The organism is Chryseobacterium sp. FR048, from assembly GCF_056844665.1.
The window spans coordinates 1-20,983 of sequence record NZ_JBXDSE010000019.1 but is presented as its reverse complement, the minus strand read 5'-3'; the positions used below and the strand labels follow the sequence as shown (position 1 = coordinate 20,983).

The window sequence follows — 20,983 nt, the reverse complement described above, 5'->3', positions numbered from 1 at the left end:
TTATATACTTTTTGTTAAACGGGTTTAATTTAACAATTGAAGTGATTCACCACCTCCCACAACAGCCTATACAAAATAAGACAATACCCTACAAATGTGCCCCTTACCCTATCATCTGGTGATCTATATTTAATGATATAGAATTTTTCATCAGCCATCATAGATGTAAAATTATCAGTTAATCTGATTTGGGGATAACCGCAACCCTATCAGACTCTCTGAAACTGAATGAAAGCAGAAATACGGATACTGACAGGTGCTGTCATACCCCCAATAATTATTTTTAGGTGATTTAATTTATCAAGAAAACAGATTAATAGCTATTTCCAAAGGATATTGTTGTATTTATCATACGTGAAATTCCCTCTTTTTGCATTTCCCCTGGAAAAAAGGACACAGAAAACGATAAAAAACGCGAAGAAGAAAGACTTGAACATCATTTTTGTGTTGACTGAGACATTTGACATTATTCCGGGGATTATAAAAGAGAACCCCATCCCAATATATACTCCCGGCAATCTTGTTGCAAAGATCTGATTCCCCCTTAAAATATAGAAAAGACATATCCCAAAAAAGGTTAAGTTTCTAAAATATTCATAATAATAGACCTTTTTTTCTCCAACCTTATCATACAGTAAAAAAATAACAACAAGAAGTACATTCATGATGTCAGAAAATCCTGTCTGCATTTCATTTCCATAATATTTATCTGTATTATATCCGGTATATCCATTGGCTACATCCTGCGGGGTGATAGAAGCCATTGCATCTCCAAAAATACGGTATACCTGAAACGGGGCCAATGCTATGGAAATAATTAATAATACCAACCAGTGTTTTAGAGAAAAAGGAAGACGTACAAGCCAATAAGCAGGAAGGAAAATAATGGTAGATTTATGGAATCCCAATGCTAAAAACATCAAAAAAAGAAATTTCCAAGGCTTCCGTTCGAAAATATAAAATATACTGTACACAACAATGGCTCCCCCTACCCCTTGTCTCATGTGCCCGCAAGTAACAATGAAGTAAACAGGCATAAAAAAGTATAAAATACTAAAGGTAGGATAGTAGGAATACTTCTCCATAATTTTATAGGTAAGCGTCAAAGAAATGGCTGCCATCACGAAGGTAAGGACATAAAAAGGAAAGCCTAACTCATATAAAATCCGGTTGATAAGAACGTACAACCATTCAATTTCCATAGAATTGGGCTGAAATGTGGCCTTCCTCCATATATCCATATAGGTGGTATAAAGAGTAAACCCACCATTATACATACTCTTATATACCGGAAAATCTGCCCCTACATTATCCCGACCTCCAGCAGCTACCAGAAGAATAAAAAGAACAAAATACAAGATGTATTTTGTATCCTTATCTTTTAAGGAATCTGCCTTAAATAAAAGGACTAGCAATATAGCAAAAGGGAACAAAAATATAGGGTGAAGCATTTTCTCTTTTTAGGTATTATTATTTCTATAAATTGAATTAGACAAAATTTTACTTACATTTTCAATATCATTTTCTGCAACGGGAATCCAAACAAACGATTCATCCGGAAAAGTAACAATCTATGACTATCCATTCATTATAATTAAAATCTATTATTACACCAATGATACATAATATATGATCTTAAACCAATACTATTCTCGTCCTTATTCTTAAAATCATTTTACAATATCCATAAAAGTTTATCAACTCAAAGAAAACTTTGTCATTTTATAGGGTCCTTTCAGCCAAAAGATCTGATTTCGTTTTAAAATTAAAAAAAGCTAAAACTACCAATCCGTAAAATAACGGGATAAATAAACGGGTTTCCCATAATATTCCTACCAAACAGATCATCATAATATAAGGCAAAGAAAGTACTAAAAAATAATTTGCCAATTTCCGATTATCAACGGTTGGAATAAAAAAGTAAATAAACCGTATAAAAACAAGCGCATACAGCCAGCCTACAATTTGATTAATCCCCGTCAGATTACTCCATAACGTAAATGATTCAAAGAAATAATAATCATCTCCTTTCTGCTGGGGAAGGATAAGACGAAGGATTAAATAAGGTAAAATAAATGAACATACAGGAACAAAAAGTTTCTTTATGGCATTGAATATATTTTCTTTATTGAGTGGGGCATTGAACAGTAACAAACTTCCTAAAAAGGAAATATTAAGACAACTTGTTTCCCTATTCAAGGTAGAAATAAGGATAATAAGATTTAATAAAAACGCCCACTTCAATGCATAATTACTGTGGAAATATTGAAATGAAAAATAAAACCCGCATAAAAGTAAAAATATGGCCGCATTATCATAGTGAACAATAACATACTGGCTGAATGCAGAGATCAGGGTCATAATCAAAACAACAACCATTCTCTTTTTCACATCAAAGTCAGGAAAAAAAGTTTTATTTTTTAAGATCAGGTTGAACATCCAGGACACCAACACCGCAAAAAATGTATTATATAAAAATAAAGCATGGTAATATGAGGTTCCCTTCTTCTGAATATAAGCTTTCAAAGGCAGACCGTCATAGGTCATTATCTTTTTTAGAAATGCCGTAATCATATCTACCGCATCACGGGAAAGAAAGCGATACTGATAAATACCTTTGTAATACCATTCTGTGGGAGCTATCTGAGTCTTGTAGGGATAATAAGATGACTCATACCCATAATAAGCCATTGTCTGAAAAAATATGGGGAATAAGAATACAAAATAAAAGGTGGGTTTAATTTTCATATGGCAAAATAAAAATATTTAACAAAGTGAAAAACTTCAAAGAAAAAGGCCCATTGATCAGGGGATACATCAGTTCTTTCAGATGCACACTGAAGATGTCTGGAATCATTCTGTAATCATAAACAGAAAAAAATGGAAGGTCTGGTATTTTTGCTGAAGTTTTCAACCGTGTATAGGAAGATTCAAACCCATAATAAGATATGGCAAGCAACAGAAGCGGAAACACTATCACAAATAGAAATCCGTTTATTTTTTCATCATTTTTTTTCAACATATCTAAAACAGATTCTTATTTTTTAATAATAATTGTGGTTTAAAATACATTTCGTTAAAGGGGAACTTTTGCAAAAGTAGAGTTTTTTTTCTTTCTGCCTAGAATATTTTATTGATTTTCAGCTAAAACTTATCGTCTAACTCTTTTGCACTAATTCTTAAAAATTTAAATTTGCAGACTTGATTCAAATGTAATGCATCGCTTTTTTATATTTTTATATTATCTGATTTCCAAAAACAAAATTCTCACTGTATTTACAGCCCTGGGAATTGCCGCATTATGCGTTTTCTTTGCTTCAAAGATCAATTTTGAAGAGGATATTAATCAGATCATTCCCAAAAATGAAAAATCAGATCTTACAGCAAAGGTTCTCAAGCAGCTTAATTTTTCAGACAAGATCATTGTCATTATAGAGAACAAATCTAATGAAGACAGCTTCCAGCTCTCTGAAACGGCAGATACTTTTTTGCAGAAAATAGACCCTTTACAGAAATACATAGGCTCTGTTCAGGGAAAAGTAAATGATAATGAAATCTCCGAAACGTTTGATTTCGTAAGCCAGAACCTTCCTTTGTTCCTGAATGAAAATGATTATAAGGAGATTGACCGGAAGCTTCAGAAAGACAGCATCGCCCAACAGGTAGAGAACAATTATATTTCACTGGCATCTCCAACAAGTCTTGTCACCAAAGAATTCATCAAAAAGGATCCTCTGGGGCTTACCTTCATGGGAATAAAAAAATTAAATGCTTTAAATATCAGCAAAGACTTCAAACTGGAAGACAGCTATATTGTAACCAAAGACGGGAAAAATCTTTTGCTTTTCATTGATCCGAAAAACAAAAGCAACGATACGAAAGCCAATGAGTTTTTTGTAGACCAACTCAACAGCATAAAAGATCAGCTCAATAAGCAATTCAAAGGAAAAACAGAGATCAGCTATTTTGGTTCTCCGGTGATTGCGGTTGCCAATGCCAAGCAGATCAAAAAAGACATCCAGAATACGGTGGTGATTTCTATGACGGTGCTTTTGATCCTTCTGATCTATTATTTCAGGAACTTTTTTACACCCATCATTGTTTTTCTTCCAACGGTATTTTCTGTATTGCTGGCCTTACTGATCTTATATTTCATCAAAGATAAAATCTCTGCAATTTCTTTGAGTGTGGGCGCCATTCTGATCGGAATCACTATTGATTATGCCCTGCATATTCTAACGCATTATAAGCACAATAATAATATTGAAGAACTTTACAAGGAGATCACCCAGCCTATCATCCTAAGTAGTGCTACCACTGCCGTTTCCTTTCTGTGTCTTGTTTTTGTACGCTCTGAAGCCTTAAAAGATCTTGGTCTTTTTGCCGCTATTACGGTTATTCTCTCGTCAATTACAGCATTGATCATTGTGCCCCAGCTTTATAAACCTAAAAACTCTGAAGAAAAACATAATACCAACTTTATTGACAGGATTGGGTCTTATCCGTACGAGAAAAACAAGCCGCTTATTATTGGCTGTTCAGTTATCATCCTGATCTGTCTGTTTGGGTTCAGGCATGTAGGGTTCAATGAAGATATTGGCGATCTGAATTATATTCCAAAAGATCTAAAGATCAGTGAAGCCAAACTTCAGAAGCTATCGGACATTACTTCAAAATCTATTTATACCATCTCTTACGGAAATTCTGAAGAGGAAGCATTGGCCAGAAACTCTGAGCTGAGCAACTTCCTTGAAAAAGAAAAGAAAGAAGGAAAAATACTAAGCTACAACTCCATTGGAAACATTGTTCTTTCTGAAAAGGATCAGCAGAAGAAAATTGACGAATGGAAACGCTTCTGGGATGCCAATAAAAAGAATCAGACAATTGCTGAGCTTGTGGGGAATGGCAGTAAATTTGGGTTCAACAGTGCTGCTTTTGACAATTTCAATGGTATTTTAAATAAAAATTATACTGCTTTAAGACTTAAAGACTATGAAAAGGTAAAAGCGCTTCAGATCTCAGAATTCATGAGCAATGAAAATGGATTCTACACGGTTTCGAATGTTGTAAAAGTGGATGAAAATAAAAGAGATGCCTTCATTAAAGATATTGAAAAGAAGCATGATGCTCTTGCCATCGACCGCCAGCAGATGAATGAAAACTTCCTGGGTCTTCTGAAAAGGGATTTCAGTACTCTGATCAATTATTCACTTTTGGCTATTATTATAACCATCATTGTTTTCTTCAGAAACTTTGAGCTTACCATACTGACCATGTTCCCGATTGTTTTAACGGGAGTGGTTACTGCCGGGATTCTTTATTTCCTGGGACTGGAACTGAATATCTTCAGTACGGTAGTATGTACTTTGGTATTTGGTGTAGGAGATGACTTCAGTATCTTCCTGACTCAGGCCATGCAGAAAGAGCATACCACAGGAAAGAATGAGCTTCCTACGTATAGAATCTCCATTATTCTGGCTGTATTTACCACTATTCTTTCAATCGGTTCTTTGATTTTTGCCAAACATCCGGCTTTACATTCATTAGCTTTAGTTGCATTGATCGGAATGTTCTCCGTAATTGTCATTACCTCTACCCTATATCCGTTCTGGTTCAGATTCTTTATAACCAACCGGGCTAAGAAAGGACTTTCTCCGATTACGTTAAGATTACTTTTAAGAGCCATCTTCTCATTTTCGTATTATGGATTGGGTGGAATGGTATTTTCCGCATTCGGAAGTATTTTTATTAAAAACGCCAAAGGGAGAACATTAGATATTATTAAATTAATTCTCGCTAAGTTTTTAACATCAGTATTATATTTAACCCCTTTTGTCAGAAAAAGAGTGATCAGAAATACGAATGAAGACTTCAGCAAACCGGCAGTCATTATTGCCAACCACACTTCTTTCCTGGATACGCTGGCTATTGCAATGGCGACCCACAAGATTATCTATCTGGTCAATGACTGGGTCTATCAATCCCCGGTCTTCGGAAAACTGGTAAGAGCACTTGGTTTTTATCCTGTCTCACAGGGAATCGAAAACGGAATGGAGCAGCTGAAAGAAAAAATTGCACAGGGGTATTCTCTGGTCGTCTTTCCTGAAGCCGAACGTTCTTACACCAATGATGTCAAAAGATTCCATAAAGGGGCATTTTACCTTGCTGAACAATTTGATCTGGATGTACTTCCTCTCTATATCCACGGAAATTCTGAAGTATTGCCCAAAGGGGATTTCATCATCTACGACGGCAGCATTACGGTAAAAGTAGGCAACAGGATTAGTAAGGATGACATGAGTTTTGGTAAAAATTATTCTGAAAGGACTAAAAAGATCAATGCTTATTTCAGAGAAGAGTTTGCCAAACTGAGAGAAGAGATTGAGGATGAAAATTATTTTAAGAAAAAATTATTCCTGAGTTTTCTATATAAAGACAGTGATGTGGTGAAGGAAGTCAAAAAAGATTTCAATACCAATAAATCGGTATACTTTGAGCTTAATAAACACATCCCCAATGAAGCCAACATTCTTCATATCGCGGATGATTATGGTCAAAAAGATGTTTTACTCACTTTATACCAGGCCAGCCGAAGAATTTTCTCGTTCATCAAAGATGATGAAAAGAGAGCTACCGCAGCACACAGTTATCTGGTGAAAAGAAGGAAGCTGCATTATATAAAAGAATGGTCGGAGGTCAACAAAAGCATTGATGTTCTATTGATTTCAGATGATCACTTTATGATCAATGATATAAAGATACTCCCTGAGACTATCATTTTTGTGAATACAAAGAATGCCGTATTTGAGAATGAAAATTATGCATTAGAATTTAGTTCTGAATCACTAAAAGTATTTAAAACTAAATAATAAATATGAAAAACATATTTTTGTAAACGCTAAAGAAAACTAATGAAGAAAAATATACTTGTCATATATTATTCACAAACCGGACAACTTGAAGACATTGTGAGAAATATAACCCGTCCTTTTGAAGCTCAGAAGGAGGAATATGACGTGACCTATTATAACATTCAGCTGAAAGAAGATTTTCCTTATCCATGGCCCGGAGATGTCTTTTTCAACACATTTCCTGAATCCTATCTCCAGATCCCAAAAGAAATCTACCCGCCTTCAGATGAAATACTGAACAAAAAGTATGACCTCATCCTGTTTGGATACCAGGTATGGTTCCTTACACCATCTATCCCGATCATTTCGTTCCTTAAGAGCGGCTATGCAGAGCAGATCCTTAAAGATACTCCTGTCATTACCATTTCCGGAACGAGAAATATGTGGATGCTCTCTCAGGAGAAACTGAAGGTTTATTTAAAAGATCTCAAAGCCAAACTTGTTGGAAATATTGCTCTGGTAGACAGACATGACAACTATACCAGTGTTCTGACCATTGTACGATGGCTGACCAAAGGACAGAAAGAAAAATCCGGACTGCTTCCGGCCGCCGGAGTTTCTGACGAAGAGATCGCCGGTTCTGTAAAATATGGTGAAATCATTAAAAAGCATTTCAAAACTAATGATCTGAGCAACTTACAACCGGATCTGGTGAGCAACGGAGCTGTTGAAATCCGCCCGTTTCTGGTGCGTGTAGAAAAGGTAGGGAACAAGATTTTCACCATATGGTCTAATCTGATTATCAAGAAAAAAGACAAACGTCCATTGCTGATAAAATTCTTTAAGGTATATTTGATGGCTGCGATATGGATTATCTCACCTGTCGTGTTAGTATTACACCTGCTTACAACCCCTATATTTTGGTTTAAAAGACAAAAACAAAAACGATATTTACAAGGAATTAATTTAAAATAGAATGTACGACGTATTTATAACAAAGGCTTCAAAATATTTACCCAATGAGCCGGTATCGAATGCTGAAATGGAGACTTATCTTGGGCTTATCAATGACGCACCTTCTAAAGCAAAATCACTTATTTTAAGAAACAATAAAATTACTACAAGATATTACGCTTTAGATAAAGAAGGAAACCCTACGCATACCAATGCGCAGCTTACAGCAAAAGCGATCGAAGGACTTTTTGATGAAAATTTCAAAAAGGAAGATATGAAATTATTATCCGTAGGAACTACTTCTCCGGACCAGATACAGCCGTCACACGCTTCTATGGTTCACGGAGAACTGAATATAGGTAAATCTATTGAAATCAATACAGCAACTGGTCTTTGCAACTCAGGAATGAACGCCCTTAACTATGGATTCCTTTCTGTAAAAGCCGGTGTACAGGAAAGTGCAGTATGTGCAGGTTCCGAAAGAATGTCTGCATGGATGACAGCAGATAAATTCAACCATGAAGCTGAAAACTTAAAATTATTGGAAGAAAGACCCATCATCGCCTTCAAAAGAGAATTCCTGAGATGGATGCTTTCTGACGGAGCAGGTTCTTTCTTACTGCAAAACAAACCGAGAGAAAACAGTACTTCTTTAAAAATAGAGTTTATTGATTTCTATTCCTATGCTCACGAGATCGAAGCGTGTATGTACGCAGGATGTGACAAGCAGGAAGACGGAAGCCTTAAATCATGGGCAGACTACCCATCTGATGAATGGCTGAAACAATCGATCTTTGCCATCAAACAAGACACTAAAATCCTGGATAAGTATATTCTGGTAAAAGGAGCTGAGAGTTTAAGATCTTCTTTTGACAAGCATAATTTAGATCCTGAAAAAATTGACCATGTACTGGCTCACATCTCTTCCGGTTACTTCAAAGAAGGCCTGAAAGACGAGTTCGCTAAAAAAGGAATGGACTTCCCTGCAGAAAAATGGTTCTACAACTTATCTGACATCGGAAATATCGGGGCCGGTTCCATCTTTGTAGCTTTAGAAGAGCTGATGAATTCAGGAACCCTGAAAAAAGGAGAAAAAGTACTTCTTTGCGTTCCTGAAAGTGGAAGATTTGCTTATTCTTGTGCTTTATTAACGGTATGCTAATGGAAAACAGACTGCCAACCTCTGATAAAGATTTTGTAGAAAGTCTTATTCCGCAAAGAGCACCTTTTGTAATGGTACAGGAATTGTCTGAATATTCTGAAAATCATCTTATTTCAGGTTTTGAAATACAGGAAGACAATCTTTTTGTTCAGGATGGAATTTTTCAGGCATCAGGTCTTATTGAGCACCAGGCGCAAAGTGTGGCGCTTCATACCGGATATAAATATTATCTGCTGGGAAAAGATGCTCCTACGGGATACATTGGAGCCATCAAATCTTTTGAAGCTGAGATACTGCCAAAAACAGGAGATCGGCTACAATCGGAGGTAACGATCCTTAATGAAGTAATGGGAGTAACGCTGGTAGACATCGTTACAAGGCTGAATGGTGAAGTGATCGCAACATCTCAAATGAAAACTGCTGTAAAATAACTTTTAATGGAAATCAGGGAAGAAAATATCATCAATATACACAACTTTTTACCTCATCGTGAGCCGATGCTCATGGCAGATTATATCCTGGAACTGACCAAGGAAAAAGTAGTGACTTCCTTCGAAATAAAAGAGGATAATATCTTTGTTCACAACAATGAATTTGTGGAGGCCGGCCTTATTGAAAATCTGGCTCAGACCTGCTCTTCTATTCTGGGACAAAGTTTCTTCGAAAATCCGGAAGCGGATACCAAGGTGATAGGCTTCATTACCAATATCAAGAAAATTGAGGTGTTTGCCCTTCCTAAAGTGAATGACAAGATCATTTCAAAAGCATCACTGATTTCCCAGTTTGAAAATATATGCCACATCTTCTGCGAGACCTTTAATAATGATGAATTGCTGATCAGAGCTGAAATCAATCTGTTTATTCAGGAGGTGAAATCGTAAGATGAATTAATTCAAAATACAATACAAAAGCTGTACATTATTGTGCAGCTTTTTTGTTTCTATGGCCCCTTTGAAACATCTGGGTTAAAAATAGGGTTAGGCTAAAGCCAATGGATTTTTTGTTAATTTTTAAGTGGGCTAAAGCCCACCCCTATTGAATTAACATACAGCAAAGCAGCTATGAAAAACAATAATTTTATTTGCTTCGCATTGGTAAAAAAAGCTCAAAATAAATTGATAATCAACACAATAACAAGCATAAAACTTCATTCATTAATGAATTATTTCACGTGAAACATTCTTCAAATCCGTGAAACACTTACCATCAGAGAAAAAGTGTTTAAACCAATAAAAAAGTGGAACATTGCTGCTCCACTTTATGTATGATCTGAACTAAAAGATTAGTATCCGAAGATCTCTTCAAGAGACACTTCCTGGAATTCTCCCATTTTGTTGATCGATTCCATATTCAGGTTTTCTTTCTTACCAATGATGGCTGTATTGTATTGTACAGGCTTCACTTCCGTATTGTAGAATCCTGTCAGTTGCGGCAATGTCAACCCTTGAATTTCAGAATAAATATTTTTTCTTATATCATAGTCAACCCCTAATTTTTTCAGAGCCAGTTGATTGAAGAAAATATTCGTTCTGTTGATTCTGTTGGACGCAATCTGCTTCAATGAAGAACCTTTAGCATTTTCAAATTGTGCAGGGATCTGCGGAAGTGCTACCATAAGCTCATTCATTGCATTAACTGCCAGAGGAAGCTTATTAGACTGTGTTCCGATATAGTTGGTGATATAGTTCGCATGTCCTTTTTCCGAAGCATTAGCATAAGAAACATACGCTGTATACGCCAGTGACTTACTTTCTCTGATCTCCTGGAAAACGATAGAAGACAAACCTCTTCCGAAATATTCGTTGAAAACGTTTGCTTTTCCGAAGTTGTTCAGATTTACGTTACTTCCTTTTGCCACTTTAGCCATCTCCATCTGTACCATATCATAGTTTGTGAAATATACTTTACCTGTTGTAGCCGGCTCTGCATATTCCTTAGCTTTTGCAGGCTGAAGGCTTGTATTGGAAATATAAGGTTTTACAGCTTTTTCTAAACCTGCCTGATCCTGTCCGTAAAGGAATACCTGATAAGGATATTGATTCAGAGTTTTTACTTTCTTCATCAGCTCTGTAACATCAATGCTTTCAAGACGCTCTTTGGAAACAATATCCGTCATTCTTGAATTTTTACCATACTTGGCATAGCTTGAAAGTGCTGACATAATTCTCACTTTGTCTCTCTTAGCGGATGCTCTGGACTCCAGAATTGTTTTTACAGTCTGTCCGTAGATAGCCTTATCTGCTTTTACATTCGTCATCCAGTGGTTCATAAGCTCCACTCCTTTCTTCATGTTGCTTTCAAGACCGCTTAGAGAGATCACCATCTGATCGTTAGATGTTCTTACGTTATAGCTGATTCCAAGTTTATAAAACTCCTCTTTCAGTTGTTCAGGAGTATATTTATCCGTTCCAAGATATTCAAAAACAGTTCCCGCAACAGAAAGCTCTTTATCATTATCTGTTCCGAATGGGAAAATATAACTTACCTGAGCAATTTCGTTGTATTTATTTTTCACAAAACTTACCGTCTTGTCTTTTACCTGTGAAGTCTGAATAGCCGCTTTATAATCAATAAACTCTGGTTTGATCTCTGCAACCTTTGTGTTCAGAATATCTTTAAGGAAAGGTGACTGAGCTTCTCTGTTCAGCTTGATCGGAGTAATCCCCGGGTTTTCCACACGTACCAGCTTATCATTCACTCCTTTTTCTTTATATACCACTACGTAGTTATCTTTAAAGAAATCATTGGCAAACTTTACAACTTCAGCCTTCGTGATCTTCTCGTACTGGTTAAGATCATCCAGCTCCTGTTCCCATGTTCTTCCGTTGATATAAGCTCCATACAATTCAGTAGCAAGACCATCAGCGGTTTCCCACTCTTTCATACGCTGTACTTTCTTATCATTTACGATCGCTTTCAGCATCCAGTCCGGGAACTGTCCTTTTTTCACAAGATCCAGCTGATCTAATAATAATTTTTTAGCTTCATCAAAGCTTTGTCCTTCTTTCGGAGTTACTACCAAAGCAAATGAACCGTACATTTTGAATGGTGATTCATAAGCTCCTGCTCCAAGCGTTTTTTGCTTCTGATTAATATTAAGGTCAATTAACCCAGCATCCCCTCTGTTACTAAGGATTCCAGCAACTACGTCTGCTAACCTTGCTTCCTGAGTTCCATAAGAATCCGTTCTCCATGCCATAGTCATTCTTGGCGTAGAAGGGCTTTTTACAGTTCTGGAAACAATACTGGTCATTGGAGCTTCCGTAACCATTTTCTTCATCGGAAGTTCTTTGTATTTGAAACCTCCAAAATATTGATCAACTAATTTTATAGTTTTGTCAAAATCAAGGTCTCCCACCAGCACTACAGCCATGTTATTAGGCACATAGTACGTATCAAAGTATTTGTGAATAGCGACCATTGAAGGGCTTTTCAAATGTTCTGAAGTACCGATTGTAGTCTGTTGTCCGTTCGGGTGTTTTGGGAAAAGAGCTTCCATCAAAGCGTAGTTTACAAGACGTCCGTCATTATCCTGTGCTCTGTTGTACTCTTCATATACCGCTTCCAGCTCAGTGTGGAAAAGACGTAATACCAATTCTGAAAAACGTTCCTTTTCTACTTTCAGCCATTTTTCAAGTTCGTTGGATGGGATATTATTTTTATATACCGTTTCATCCAGCCAGGTATGAGCATTTGTTCCTGTAGCTCCTAATGAAGAGATTGCTTTGTCATATTCATTGGCGATAGCATATTTGGATGCTTCCTGAGAAACCTCATCAATCTTTTTGTAAAGTTCTTTTTTCTTTGCCGGATCTTTTTCCGCTTTGTGCTGTTCGTAGAGATCAGAGATCTGCTGCAGCAGAACCTTTTCCTTTGCCCAGTCCTGAGTTCCCAGGTGAGAAGTTCCTTTGAATACCATATGCTCTAGATAATGAGCCAATCCTGTGTTATCACTAGGGTCGTTATTCGATCCCGTTCTTACAGGAATATAAGTCTGGATTCTCGGAGCATCTTCATTTTTTGCAAGATACACCTTCAGTCCGTTCTTCAGAGTATATACTCTTACTCCTGCCTGGTCATTTTTTACCGTTTCATACGTGTATCCCTGAGCATCGGTAAGCTTTTGGGTCTCGAATTTCTGTGCCATTGCGCTCAGCATACAGAAAAGCGAAACAGAAATAAAAAACTTCTTCATAGTTGTTATTTGTTAGTTATTATATCAAATTTCTTACGCCATTAGTCTTATAATAAGGTAGACTTGTTACATCGGATATATAATAAGTCTTCATAAAAGGTATTGGCGGTATTCTTTAAGATTCTATAGACTCAGATTAGTTAAACAGAGAATGGAAATCGGAAGATATTATTTTTACTTCAATGAATACGTCGAAAATAGGTCCGTCTGCCTTTCAAATACTTTCGGGGCTTTAAAAACGGAGAAAAAAGGATAAAAATCCTGTCTTAAAAATTTCAATATAACCCGTGATACAGCCTCTTTTTCACAACAATAGCCTCTTCCTCTGCCCCATCATTTACATATAATGGATTTTCACTATTTTAGCCAACTGATTAAAAGAATCAAAACAGGTGAACTATTTTTCATCTGGAATCTAAAAAAATTAAACATTATTTAGATGAAAAAGCAAGACCTTCCTCAAGACGAAAGCAATCTGAAATCCGCCAACATGACCGAAGTGTTGTATGTAACGGATGAAAACGACAACTATACGACGGCAAACAGCACAGGCTGGGATGCCAAGAAAGCGGCTTTGGATGAATCTATGGAACTCATTCATGAAAGAATCGAGGAAGCGAAACAAAACGTTGCCCAAAACAAAGTAAGTCCCATCGTTTATTTTATGGAACTGAATAAAATGGACCTTGGAGTATTGGCTTCTTATGTAGGAATGTGGCAATGGAGGGTAAAAAGACATTTTAAACCCGGAATATTTAAAACACTAAGTGAAACTGCCCTGAAAAAATATGCCGATGCATTCGGAATTTCAGTGGCCGAATTGAAAAACTTCGACGGGAAATAAATGAAATACAGCACAGACATGCTGCATTCATTTGACCCATGAAAAAGATAAAGCAACTAATGAAATTAAACTTTGAACACCATCAGACTGCGCATTGCGAAAACGGTGTTGCTTCTAATCTACTGCTTAATAAAGGACTGAAACTGAGCGAGCCTATGATCTTCGGGATCGGTTCCGGACTGTTTTTTGTCTATCTGCCTTTTTTAAAGGTGAATTTTGCTCCCGGCTTCAGCTATCGTCCGATGCCAGGTGCTATTTTCAGCAAAGCAGCCAAAAGATTAGGAATTAAAATCAAAAGAGAAAAATTCTCAAATCCTCAGGATGCTCAAAAGGCTCTTGAAAGAAATTTAGAACATAATATCCCTACAGGACTTCAGGTGGGAGTTTTCAACCTTACCTATTTTCCTGAAGAATACAAATTCCACTTCAATGCCCACAACCTTGTAGTATATGGTAAAGAAGACGGAAAATTCCTGATCAGCGATCCGGTGATGGATTATACCACTTCCCTTACTGAAGCTGAACTGGAAAAAGTAAGATATGCCAAAGGAGCTCTTCCTCCGAAAGGCCATATGTACTATCCCATCTATATTCCAGAAAATGTTCATCTGGAAGAAGCCATCAAAAAAGGAATAAAAGATACCTGCAAAAATATGCTGGCTCCGGTACCGCTTATTGGAGTAAAAGCAATGAGATGGGTAGCGAGAAGTATTCCGAAATGGGCAGAAAAGAAGGGTACAAAAGTTACGAATCACTACCTGGGACAATTGATCAGAATGCAGGAAGAAATCGGAACCGGCGGTGGTGGTTTCAGATTTATCTATGGTGCCTTTCTTCAGGAAGCTTCTGTGATTCTTAAAAATGACGAGCTAAAAGAACTGTCAAAAGAAATTACCTCTATCGGTGATCTTTGGAGAGATTTTGCGGTGGATATTGCCCGTGTTTATAAAAACAGAAATTCCAAGAGTAATATCTACAACGAACTTTCGAAGACGATGCTGCACATTGCAGATCTGGAAGAAGCTTTCTATAAAAAACTGAGAAAAGCGATCTGATATGGCAGAGAATATGATTGAGATCAAAAATCTTTATAAAAAATACAAAAATTCTGACGAGTTTTCTGTAAACGATATTTCATTGAATATCGACAAGAATGAGATCTACGGAATTCTTGGCCCCAACGGAGCAGGGAAAACCACTTTGATTTCCATGCTTTCGGGATTAATAAAACCTACCTCAGGACAATTTACCATCAATGGGCTGTCTCCACAGAAAGATCAGTTTAAAATCAGACAGATTATGGGAATTGTTCCCCAGGAATATGCCCTTTACCCTACTCTTACGGCTAAGGAAAACCTTATGTTTTTCGGAAGTCTTTATGGTTTAAAGCATAAGCAGCTTACAAAAGCTATTGATGACTCTCTGGAGATCATGGGACTTTCTAAGTTTGCCAATAAGCAGGTAGGTCAGTTTTCCGGAGGGATGAAGCGTCGTTGCAACCTTATCGCCGGAACCCTTCACAATCCGAAAGTTTTATTTCTGGATGAGCCCACAGTAGGTGTTGACGTTCAGTCTAAAAAAGTAATCATCGATTTCTTACTGGAGCTGAACAAAGCCGGAACGTGTATCATTTATACTTCCCACCACCTTTCTGAAGCCGAGGAATTCTGTACCAAAATCGCCATTATAGACAAAGGAAGAATTCATGCTGTAGGAACTCCCGAAGAACTTGTTTCACAGATTGCCCATGCGGAAAACCTTGAAGATGTTTTCATTTCATTAACCGGAAAAGAATTAAGAGATGTTGTTGTATAAACTGTGGCGAAGCTTTATTAAAGAAATTCTTCTGCTGAAGAGAGATATTGGAGGAATTGTGATCATCTTCGTAATGCCGTTACTTTTAATTGTGACCATTACCCTGATCCAGGATTCTACCTTTAAAAACCTTGAAGGGTCAAAAATCCCAATCATTTTCATTGACAACGACAAATCTGAAGTTTCAAAAAATATAAAAGGAGAACTGGAAAACAGCAAGACCTTCCAGCTTCTGACCAATTACACCGAAAAATCAGCGCAGGATGCCGTATTTTCCGGTGATTATCAGATGGCCATCGTCATTCCTGAAAATCTAACCAAGGATTTGAATTCCAATATTGACTCAAAGGTTCAGACTATTGTGAGCTCATTCGGATTGGAAGGTGATTCTGCCCAAACGAAAACCGAAGCACCAAAAGCCAAGGAAATTCACTTATACTTTGACCCTGCTACCAATGCAGGATTCAAAAATTCTGTGATGAATTCTGTGAACAAAATGGTTTTTGAGATTGAAAATAAAAAGATCTACAAAGCATTTCAGGATCAGTTGGGAACCACGGAAAAGCTTGATGAAAACAAAAACCTGATCAGCTTCAAAGAGATCACTCCAAAGAAAGGAGAAATGGATGTAATGCCGAATTCTGTTCAGCATAACGTTCCGGCATGGACTCTTTTTGCGATCTTTTTCATCGTAGTGCCATTATCCATCAATCTGGTAAAAGAAAAAAGTCAGGGAACAAGTGTAAGAGCGAGGATCAGCCCTACTCCCTATTTTGTCCATATTTTAGGAAAAACATTTACCTATCTTATCATCTGTATCATTCAGTTTTTGCTGATGGTTGCAGTAGGGATCTATCTTTTCCCTTATATGGATCTTCCGGCATTTGATGTATCCGGAAAAATGGTTCAGCTTGTCACCGTAACTTTGTTCTCAGGATTGGCGGCTATTGGATTTGGAGTTCTATTGGGAACCATTGCAGATACTCAGGAACAGTCGGCTCCATTTGGTGCTACATCCGTAGTGGTTCTTGCAGCAATCGGAGGAATCTGGGTTCCGGTATTTTTAATGCCTGAATTCATGCAGACCGTAGCCAAATTCTCACCTATGAACTGGGGACTGAATGCTTATTACGATATTATTTTAAGAAACAGCGGAATCGGAGGTATTGCCAAAGAACTTGTATTCTTATTTTTATTTTATATTGCCACGGTTTCTATTTCTATTTTTTACGAGAGAAAGCTCCACAATATTTAATTTATTTTTAGGACCAGAATATCAGGATTTTCCTGAAGACCGTTAAAACAAATAATCATCACCGAAGAAAACAACATGCAGTCTAAAGAAAATATATTAACCTGTACGGAAGAAGTAAGGGTACGATTCAACGAGACAGATCCATTGGGTATTGTCTGGCATGGTCATTATATCGTATACTTTGAAGACGGAAGAGAAGCTTTCGGACGCCAGCATGGCCTGACTTATCTTGACATTCAGAACGCAGGATATGTGACGCCCATCGTAAAAAGTACCTGCGAACATTTTCTTCCTTTAAAATATGGAGAAACATTCAGGATTGTAACGACTTTTGTAAACTCTGTATCAGCCAAACTGATCTATAAGTATGAACTTTTCAACAAAGAAGATCAGCTGGTATGCAGCGGAGAAACCATTCAGGTATTTCTGGACAGCAACGGAAGCTTATGCCTCTACAATCCGGAATTTTTTCAAGCCTGGAAAAATAAAATGGGATTATCATGAAGAAGGAAATTTATATCACAGATTACAACTGCGTCACTCCGCTTGGCTTCAATGTTGATGCTAACTGGAATGCCCTTATCGAAGGGAAATCAGGAGTTGATTTACATCAGATAATAGACAATCAGGATGCTTTTTATGCTTCTATGATCAATTCTGAAGACTTAGACAAAGAATTCAGCACAACTTTCAATACGGCTCAGCATGACAGTCTGAAATTCACAAGGCTGGAAAAAATGCTTATTCTCAGCATAAAACCTTTGATAGAAAGACATCGCATTACTGAACATACTGCTCTCATTCTATCTACAACCAAAGGAAATATCAGCTTATTAAAAAATCAGACGGAATTACCTGAAGGGGTTTACCTCTCAAAATTAGCCGATAAAATTGCAGATCTTTTCGAATTCAAAACAAAACCTATCGTTGTTTCCAATGCCTGCGTTTCCGGAGTTATGGCCATTGCTGTTGCCAAAAACATGATCCAGGCGGGAAAATATACCGATGCTTTTGTCATTGCCGGTGATGAACTCTCTGAATTTGTTATTTCAGGGTTCAATTCATTTCAGGCTATAGGATCAGGTCCGTGCAAACCTTATGATAAAAACAGGAACGGAATCAATATTGGTGAAGCGGCAGCAGCAGTGTATATCACGTCTGCTCCCTCTGAAAATGAAAAATTCAGATTCAAAATACTGGGTGATTCAGCCATCAATGATGCCAACCATATTTCAGGTCCTTCCAGAACCGGAGACGGTTTATATGGCAGCATCCGCAATGCGATGAATGAAGCCGGAGTTTCTTCGGAACAGATCGATTTTATTTCTGCCCACGGAACGGCTACTCTTTATAATGACGAGATGGAAGCCATTGCTTTCAACAGAATGAAACTGCAAAACGTTCCTCTAAACAGTATGAAAGGTTATTACGGACATTGCCTAGGCGCTTCCGGACTTCTGGAAAGTATTATTTCTATGGAAAGTGCACTCCAGGGAACTTTAATTCCTTCTAAAAACTTCGAGGAAATGGGTGTTTCCCAACCTTTGAATATTATTAAAGAAAATCAGTCTGCCTCCATCAGATATATTTTGAAGACAGCTTCAGGCTTTGGTGGGTGTAATGCGGCAATAGTGCTGGAAAAAACAAATATTATATAACAATAGAGACTGCCTTTAGAAGACAGTCTCTTATTTTTATTGTTTGGTAAATATTAGACCCTTTGTCTCAGGCAAATAAATTTTTATATCCGTTCCCGGAGGGCATCTGCTATCATCAAGAATAATATCATTAGGCCGATATTCCCATGAAAGCTGTGTAGAATTTATCTTTTTTAGAATTATTTTCCCCCAGCCAACATTGCAATTTGTCCCTCTATAATTAAATATTGTCTTAGTTCCACTATTTACAACCCATTGGCTATAAATTGTATGAGTATATTGATTTGTTTGAAAATTCATATTCTTAGTATCTTGTAAAATATTTCCTATAGAATTTTTTACAACGTATCTTATAGATAAGACATCTCGATATATTTTTTTATCTCCCAAATCGAAATATTTATCACTTTCTTTAGTAATATACAATGTAATTTGTTTTCCATTGTAAGATGATGAATATTGCCCAATAAAGGCTTGCAATTCATTATTTGTATCTTTTAAATATGAGAGATTAGGTACATTATCCACAGCAGTCCGAAGTGGAAATGTCTGTTGAGCTTTGCAACAAAGCACAACAAATATTCCTAATATCATCAATCTATATTTCACTATTGTTTTGTGAATATTAGACCCTTTGTCTCAGGAAGATAAATTTTTATATCCGTTCCTGGAGGACACCTGCTATCATCAAGAATAATATCATTAGGCCGATATTCCCATGATATTTGAGTGTCATTAAGTTTTTTTAATATTATACTTCCCCATCCAACACCACAATTAGTACCTCCATAATACAATAGAAGCTTATTCCCATTATCTTCAACCCACATACTATATATGGCATGTCTTAATTGCTGCTCCGGTAAATTCATACCCTGAGTATCTTGAACTATATGTCCTGAAGAATTTTTAATAATATATCTTACAGATAGTACATCTTTATAATGTTTGTATTGACTATTATCAAAAAATTTATGAGTAAGTTTGTTGATGAATAAAGTTATTTTCTTATCCTGATAAGTAGCTTCGTAAGCACCAACAAAAGAGCTTAGTTCATTATTAGTATCTTTTAAATAGGAATAATTAGGAATTTCTGTATAATCAGTCCTTAAAGGATATTCTTGTTGCGCTTTGCAAAAAGTAGCAATAATGATAATAATTAATAATAATATTTTTTTCATATTCTTTGTTTTTAACACGGTGTAGCTGTTATTGTGCCATCACTGTTTTTAGTTATTGTACTTATCGTTCCATCAGGTTCTATTCTTTGTAGATTTACTTTTCCTTCTATATTCATATCTTTCAGTGTTTTAAAAAGTAGTTTTTCAAGTCCCTCGGCACTACTAGAAGAATTATATAAATAATTTCTAGTTTGAAAATTTATTACAAACTCATCTAATTGCTCTTGTGAAAAAGTTACCAATGCATCATTATAATTTCCATTAAACCAAATAACATAATGCATGCCATTAGGAGCCACCATACCAATATAGGCATTACTTGGAGTTCCATAATTTCCTTGAGCTAATGCGAACTGGAGCAATTGATCTATATCTGGTGGTGATAGCATTGGTATTCCTGTTGGGGTGTGATTATGATATCCCCCGGCGTACCCTGTCTTATCTCCAAAATTTACACTATGTTCTGCTCCATGTATCACATCTGATGGGGTACCGTCCGCTTTGATTTTATAGCCATTCTCTCCTCCCTTTGTAGATTTTGTTTTTAATGAATCTATTGCCGGTTTGGTTTTAGTATTATTTATCAGTTTTTTTGTTTTCTGGCAAGGATCGTCAATTCCAGGCAATGTTCCACCTCCACCACAGCCCGGAGCAGGTCTGTAGAAAACTGAAGCAAGTCCACAGGGATCTTTTGGTGGTGCTGTAGTCCCTCCACTACTGCCATCGCCACCACCTTCGCTACCACTTCCGTCCCAGGTAGGAAAATCGCTGTTCCCGTCAATAAATATAGTAGTGATAGTAGTACCACATGCTGTTGTTTTACATTTGCTGCATCCGTCACAATACCCAATCGGCTTATCATTTTTGCAATGCCACGATGTAGTGCAGGTTGTGTTGTAAATCACTAATATCTTACCTTCGGCATTATACTCCACGGTATTGGTAAAGTCTCCGTGATCACCTTTGTAGATCAACCTGTTGTTTTCTCCTTCTTTATGGCCTGCAAACAGATCAGTCGGGATATTGGTAAAAACTTCATTCCCAAAGGTATGATGATCCATCATAATG

General features: G+C 36.8%; 17 protein-coding genes. 11 read left to right on the top strand and 6 right to left on the bottom strand.

What is annotated here, in order from left to right; translation table 11 throughout:
* Window positions 1-320 precede the first annotated feature (320 nt).
* Both AC106K_RS27850 and AC106K_RS27845 read right to left on the bottom strand, forming a co-directional pair.
* Complete coding sequence (locus AC106K_RS27850; RefSeq protein WP_185288783.1) at window positions 321-1,358, bottom strand: EpsG family protein; 1,038 nt, start codon at window positions 1,356-1,358, stop codon at window positions 321-323.
* A gap of 364 nt (window positions 1,359-1,722) precedes the next feature.
* Entirely contained in the window at window positions 1,723-2,748 is a 1,026-nt protein-coding gene (locus AC106K_RS27845) for a hypothetical protein (RefSeq protein ID WP_482448888.1), read from the bottom strand.
* A 467-nt stretch (window positions 2,749-3,215) separates the two neighbouring features.
* Here AC106K_RS27845 and AC106K_RS27840 point away from each other — a divergent pair, with 467 nt between their 5' ends.
* Genes AC106K_RS27840 through AC106K_RS27820 form a run of 5 tightly spaced genes read left to right on the top strand, consistent with a single transcriptional unit; the run spans window position 3,216 to window position 9,848 of the window.
* The gene (locus tag AC106K_RS27840; protein WP_482448887.1) at window positions 3,216-6,869 is read left to right on the top strand and encodes an MMPL family transporter; all 3,654 of its coding nucleotides are present in this window, start codon (window positions 3,216-3,218) and stop codon (window positions 6,867-6,869) included.
* Between the two features lie 42 nt (window positions 6,870-6,911).
* Window positions 6,912-7,826: a dialkylresorcinol condensing enzyme DarA gene (locus AC106K_RS27835; protein ID WP_482448886.1), complete on the top strand. Its 915-nt coding sequence runs from the start codon at window positions 6,912-6,914 to the stop codon at window positions 7,824-7,826.
* A 1-nt stretch (window position 7,827) separates the two neighbouring features.
* Window positions 7,828-8,967 (top strand): dialkylresorcinol biosynthesis protein DarB, encoded by a 1,140-nt coding sequence (gene darB, locus AC106K_RS27830; RefSeq protein WP_482448885.1) that lies wholly within the window; start codon window positions 7,828-7,830, stop codon window positions 8,965-8,967.
* Window positions 8,967-9,398 (top strand): hotdog family protein, encoded by a 432-nt coding sequence (locus AC106K_RS27825; protein WP_482448884.1) that lies wholly within the window; start codon window positions 8,967-8,969, stop codon window positions 9,396-9,398. The genes darB and AC106K_RS27825 overlap by 1 nt, the downstream gene beginning before the upstream one ends.
* A 6-nt stretch (window positions 9,399-9,404) precedes the next feature.
* On the top strand, window positions 9,405-9,848 hold the full coding sequence (locus AC106K_RS27820; RefSeq protein WP_047097092.1) for an ApeP family dehydratase: 444 nt from the start codon (window positions 9,405-9,407) through the stop codon (window positions 9,846-9,848).
* A 401-nt stretch (window positions 9,849-10,249) separates the two neighbouring features.
* Here AC106K_RS27820 and AC106K_RS27815 read toward each other — a convergent pair whose 3' ends face one another.
* On the bottom strand, window positions 10,250-13,162 hold the full coding sequence (locus AC106K_RS27815; RefSeq protein WP_482448883.1) for a M16 family metallopeptidase: 2,913 nt from the start codon (window positions 13,160-13,162) through the stop codon (window positions 10,250-10,252).
* A 439-nt stretch (window positions 13,163-13,601) separates the two neighbouring features.
* Between AC106K_RS27815 and DarG the strand changes: the two genes are divergently transcribed.
* The 6 genes from DarG (at window position 13,602) to AC106K_RS27785 (ending at window position 18,734) form a co-directional block, all read left to right on the top strand.
* Window positions 13,602-14,006: a flexirubin biosynthesis protein DarG gene (DarG, locus tag AC106K_RS27810; RefSeq protein WP_482448882.1), complete on the top strand. Its 405-nt coding sequence runs from the start codon at window positions 13,602-13,604 to the stop codon at window positions 14,004-14,006.
* Window positions 14,007-14,065: 59 nt separating this feature from the next.
* Complete coding sequence (gene darH / locus AC106K_RS27805) at window positions 14,066-15,061, top strand: BtrH-related acyltransferase DarH (protein ID WP_482448881.1); 996 nt, start codon at window positions 14,066-14,068, stop codon at window positions 15,059-15,061.
* Window position 15,062: 1 nt separating this feature from the next.
* Window positions 15,063-15,821 carry an ABC transporter ATP-binding protein gene (locus AC106K_RS27800; protein ID WP_482448880.1) on the top strand — a complete coding sequence of 253 codons (759 nt, stop codon included), beginning with the start codon at window positions 15,063-15,065 and terminating at the stop codon, window positions 15,819-15,821.
* Entirely contained in the window at window positions 15,808-17,076 is a 1,269-nt protein-coding gene (locus tag AC106K_RS27795; RefSeq protein WP_482448879.1) for an ABC transporter permease, read from the top strand. Before AC106K_RS27800 ends, AC106K_RS27795 begins: the two co-directional genes overlap by 14 nt.
* A gap of 75 nt (window positions 17,077-17,151) precedes the next feature.
* The gene (locus tag AC106K_RS27790) at window positions 17,152-17,580 is read left to right on the top strand and encodes an acyl-CoA thioesterase (protein ID WP_482448878.1); all 429 of its coding nucleotides are present in this window, start codon (window positions 17,152-17,154) and stop codon (window positions 17,578-17,580) included.
* Complete coding sequence (locus AC106K_RS27785; protein ID WP_482448877.1) at window positions 17,577-18,734, top strand: beta-ketoacyl synthase N-terminal-like domain-containing protein; 1,158 nt, start codon at window positions 17,577-17,579, stop codon at window positions 18,732-18,734. The genes AC106K_RS27790 and AC106K_RS27785 overlap by 4 nt, the downstream gene beginning before the upstream one ends.
* Before the next feature lie 36 nt (window positions 18,735-18,770).
* Here the strand turns inward: AC106K_RS27785 and AC106K_RS27780 are convergent, their stop codons facing one another.
* From AC106K_RS27780 to AC106K_RS27770, 3 genes are all read right to left on the bottom strand, one after another.
* Window positions 18,771-19,328 carry a hypothetical protein gene (locus AC106K_RS27780; RefSeq protein WP_482448876.1) on the bottom strand — a complete coding sequence of 186 codons (558 nt, stop codon included), beginning with the start codon at window positions 19,326-19,328 and terminating at the stop codon, window positions 18,771-18,773.
* A 14-nt stretch (window positions 19,329-19,342) separates the two neighbouring features.
* The gene (locus AC106K_RS27775; RefSeq protein ID WP_482448875.1) at window positions 19,343-19,915 is read right to left on the bottom strand and encodes a DUF6705 family protein; all 573 of its coding nucleotides are present in this window, start codon (window positions 19,913-19,915) and stop codon (window positions 19,343-19,345) included.
* An 11-nt stretch (window positions 19,916-19,926) separates the two neighbouring features.
* A partial coding sequence (locus AC106K_RS27770) for a hypothetical protein (RefSeq protein ID WP_482448873.1) occupies window positions 19,927-20,983 on the bottom strand: 1,057 nt, incomplete at its 5' end.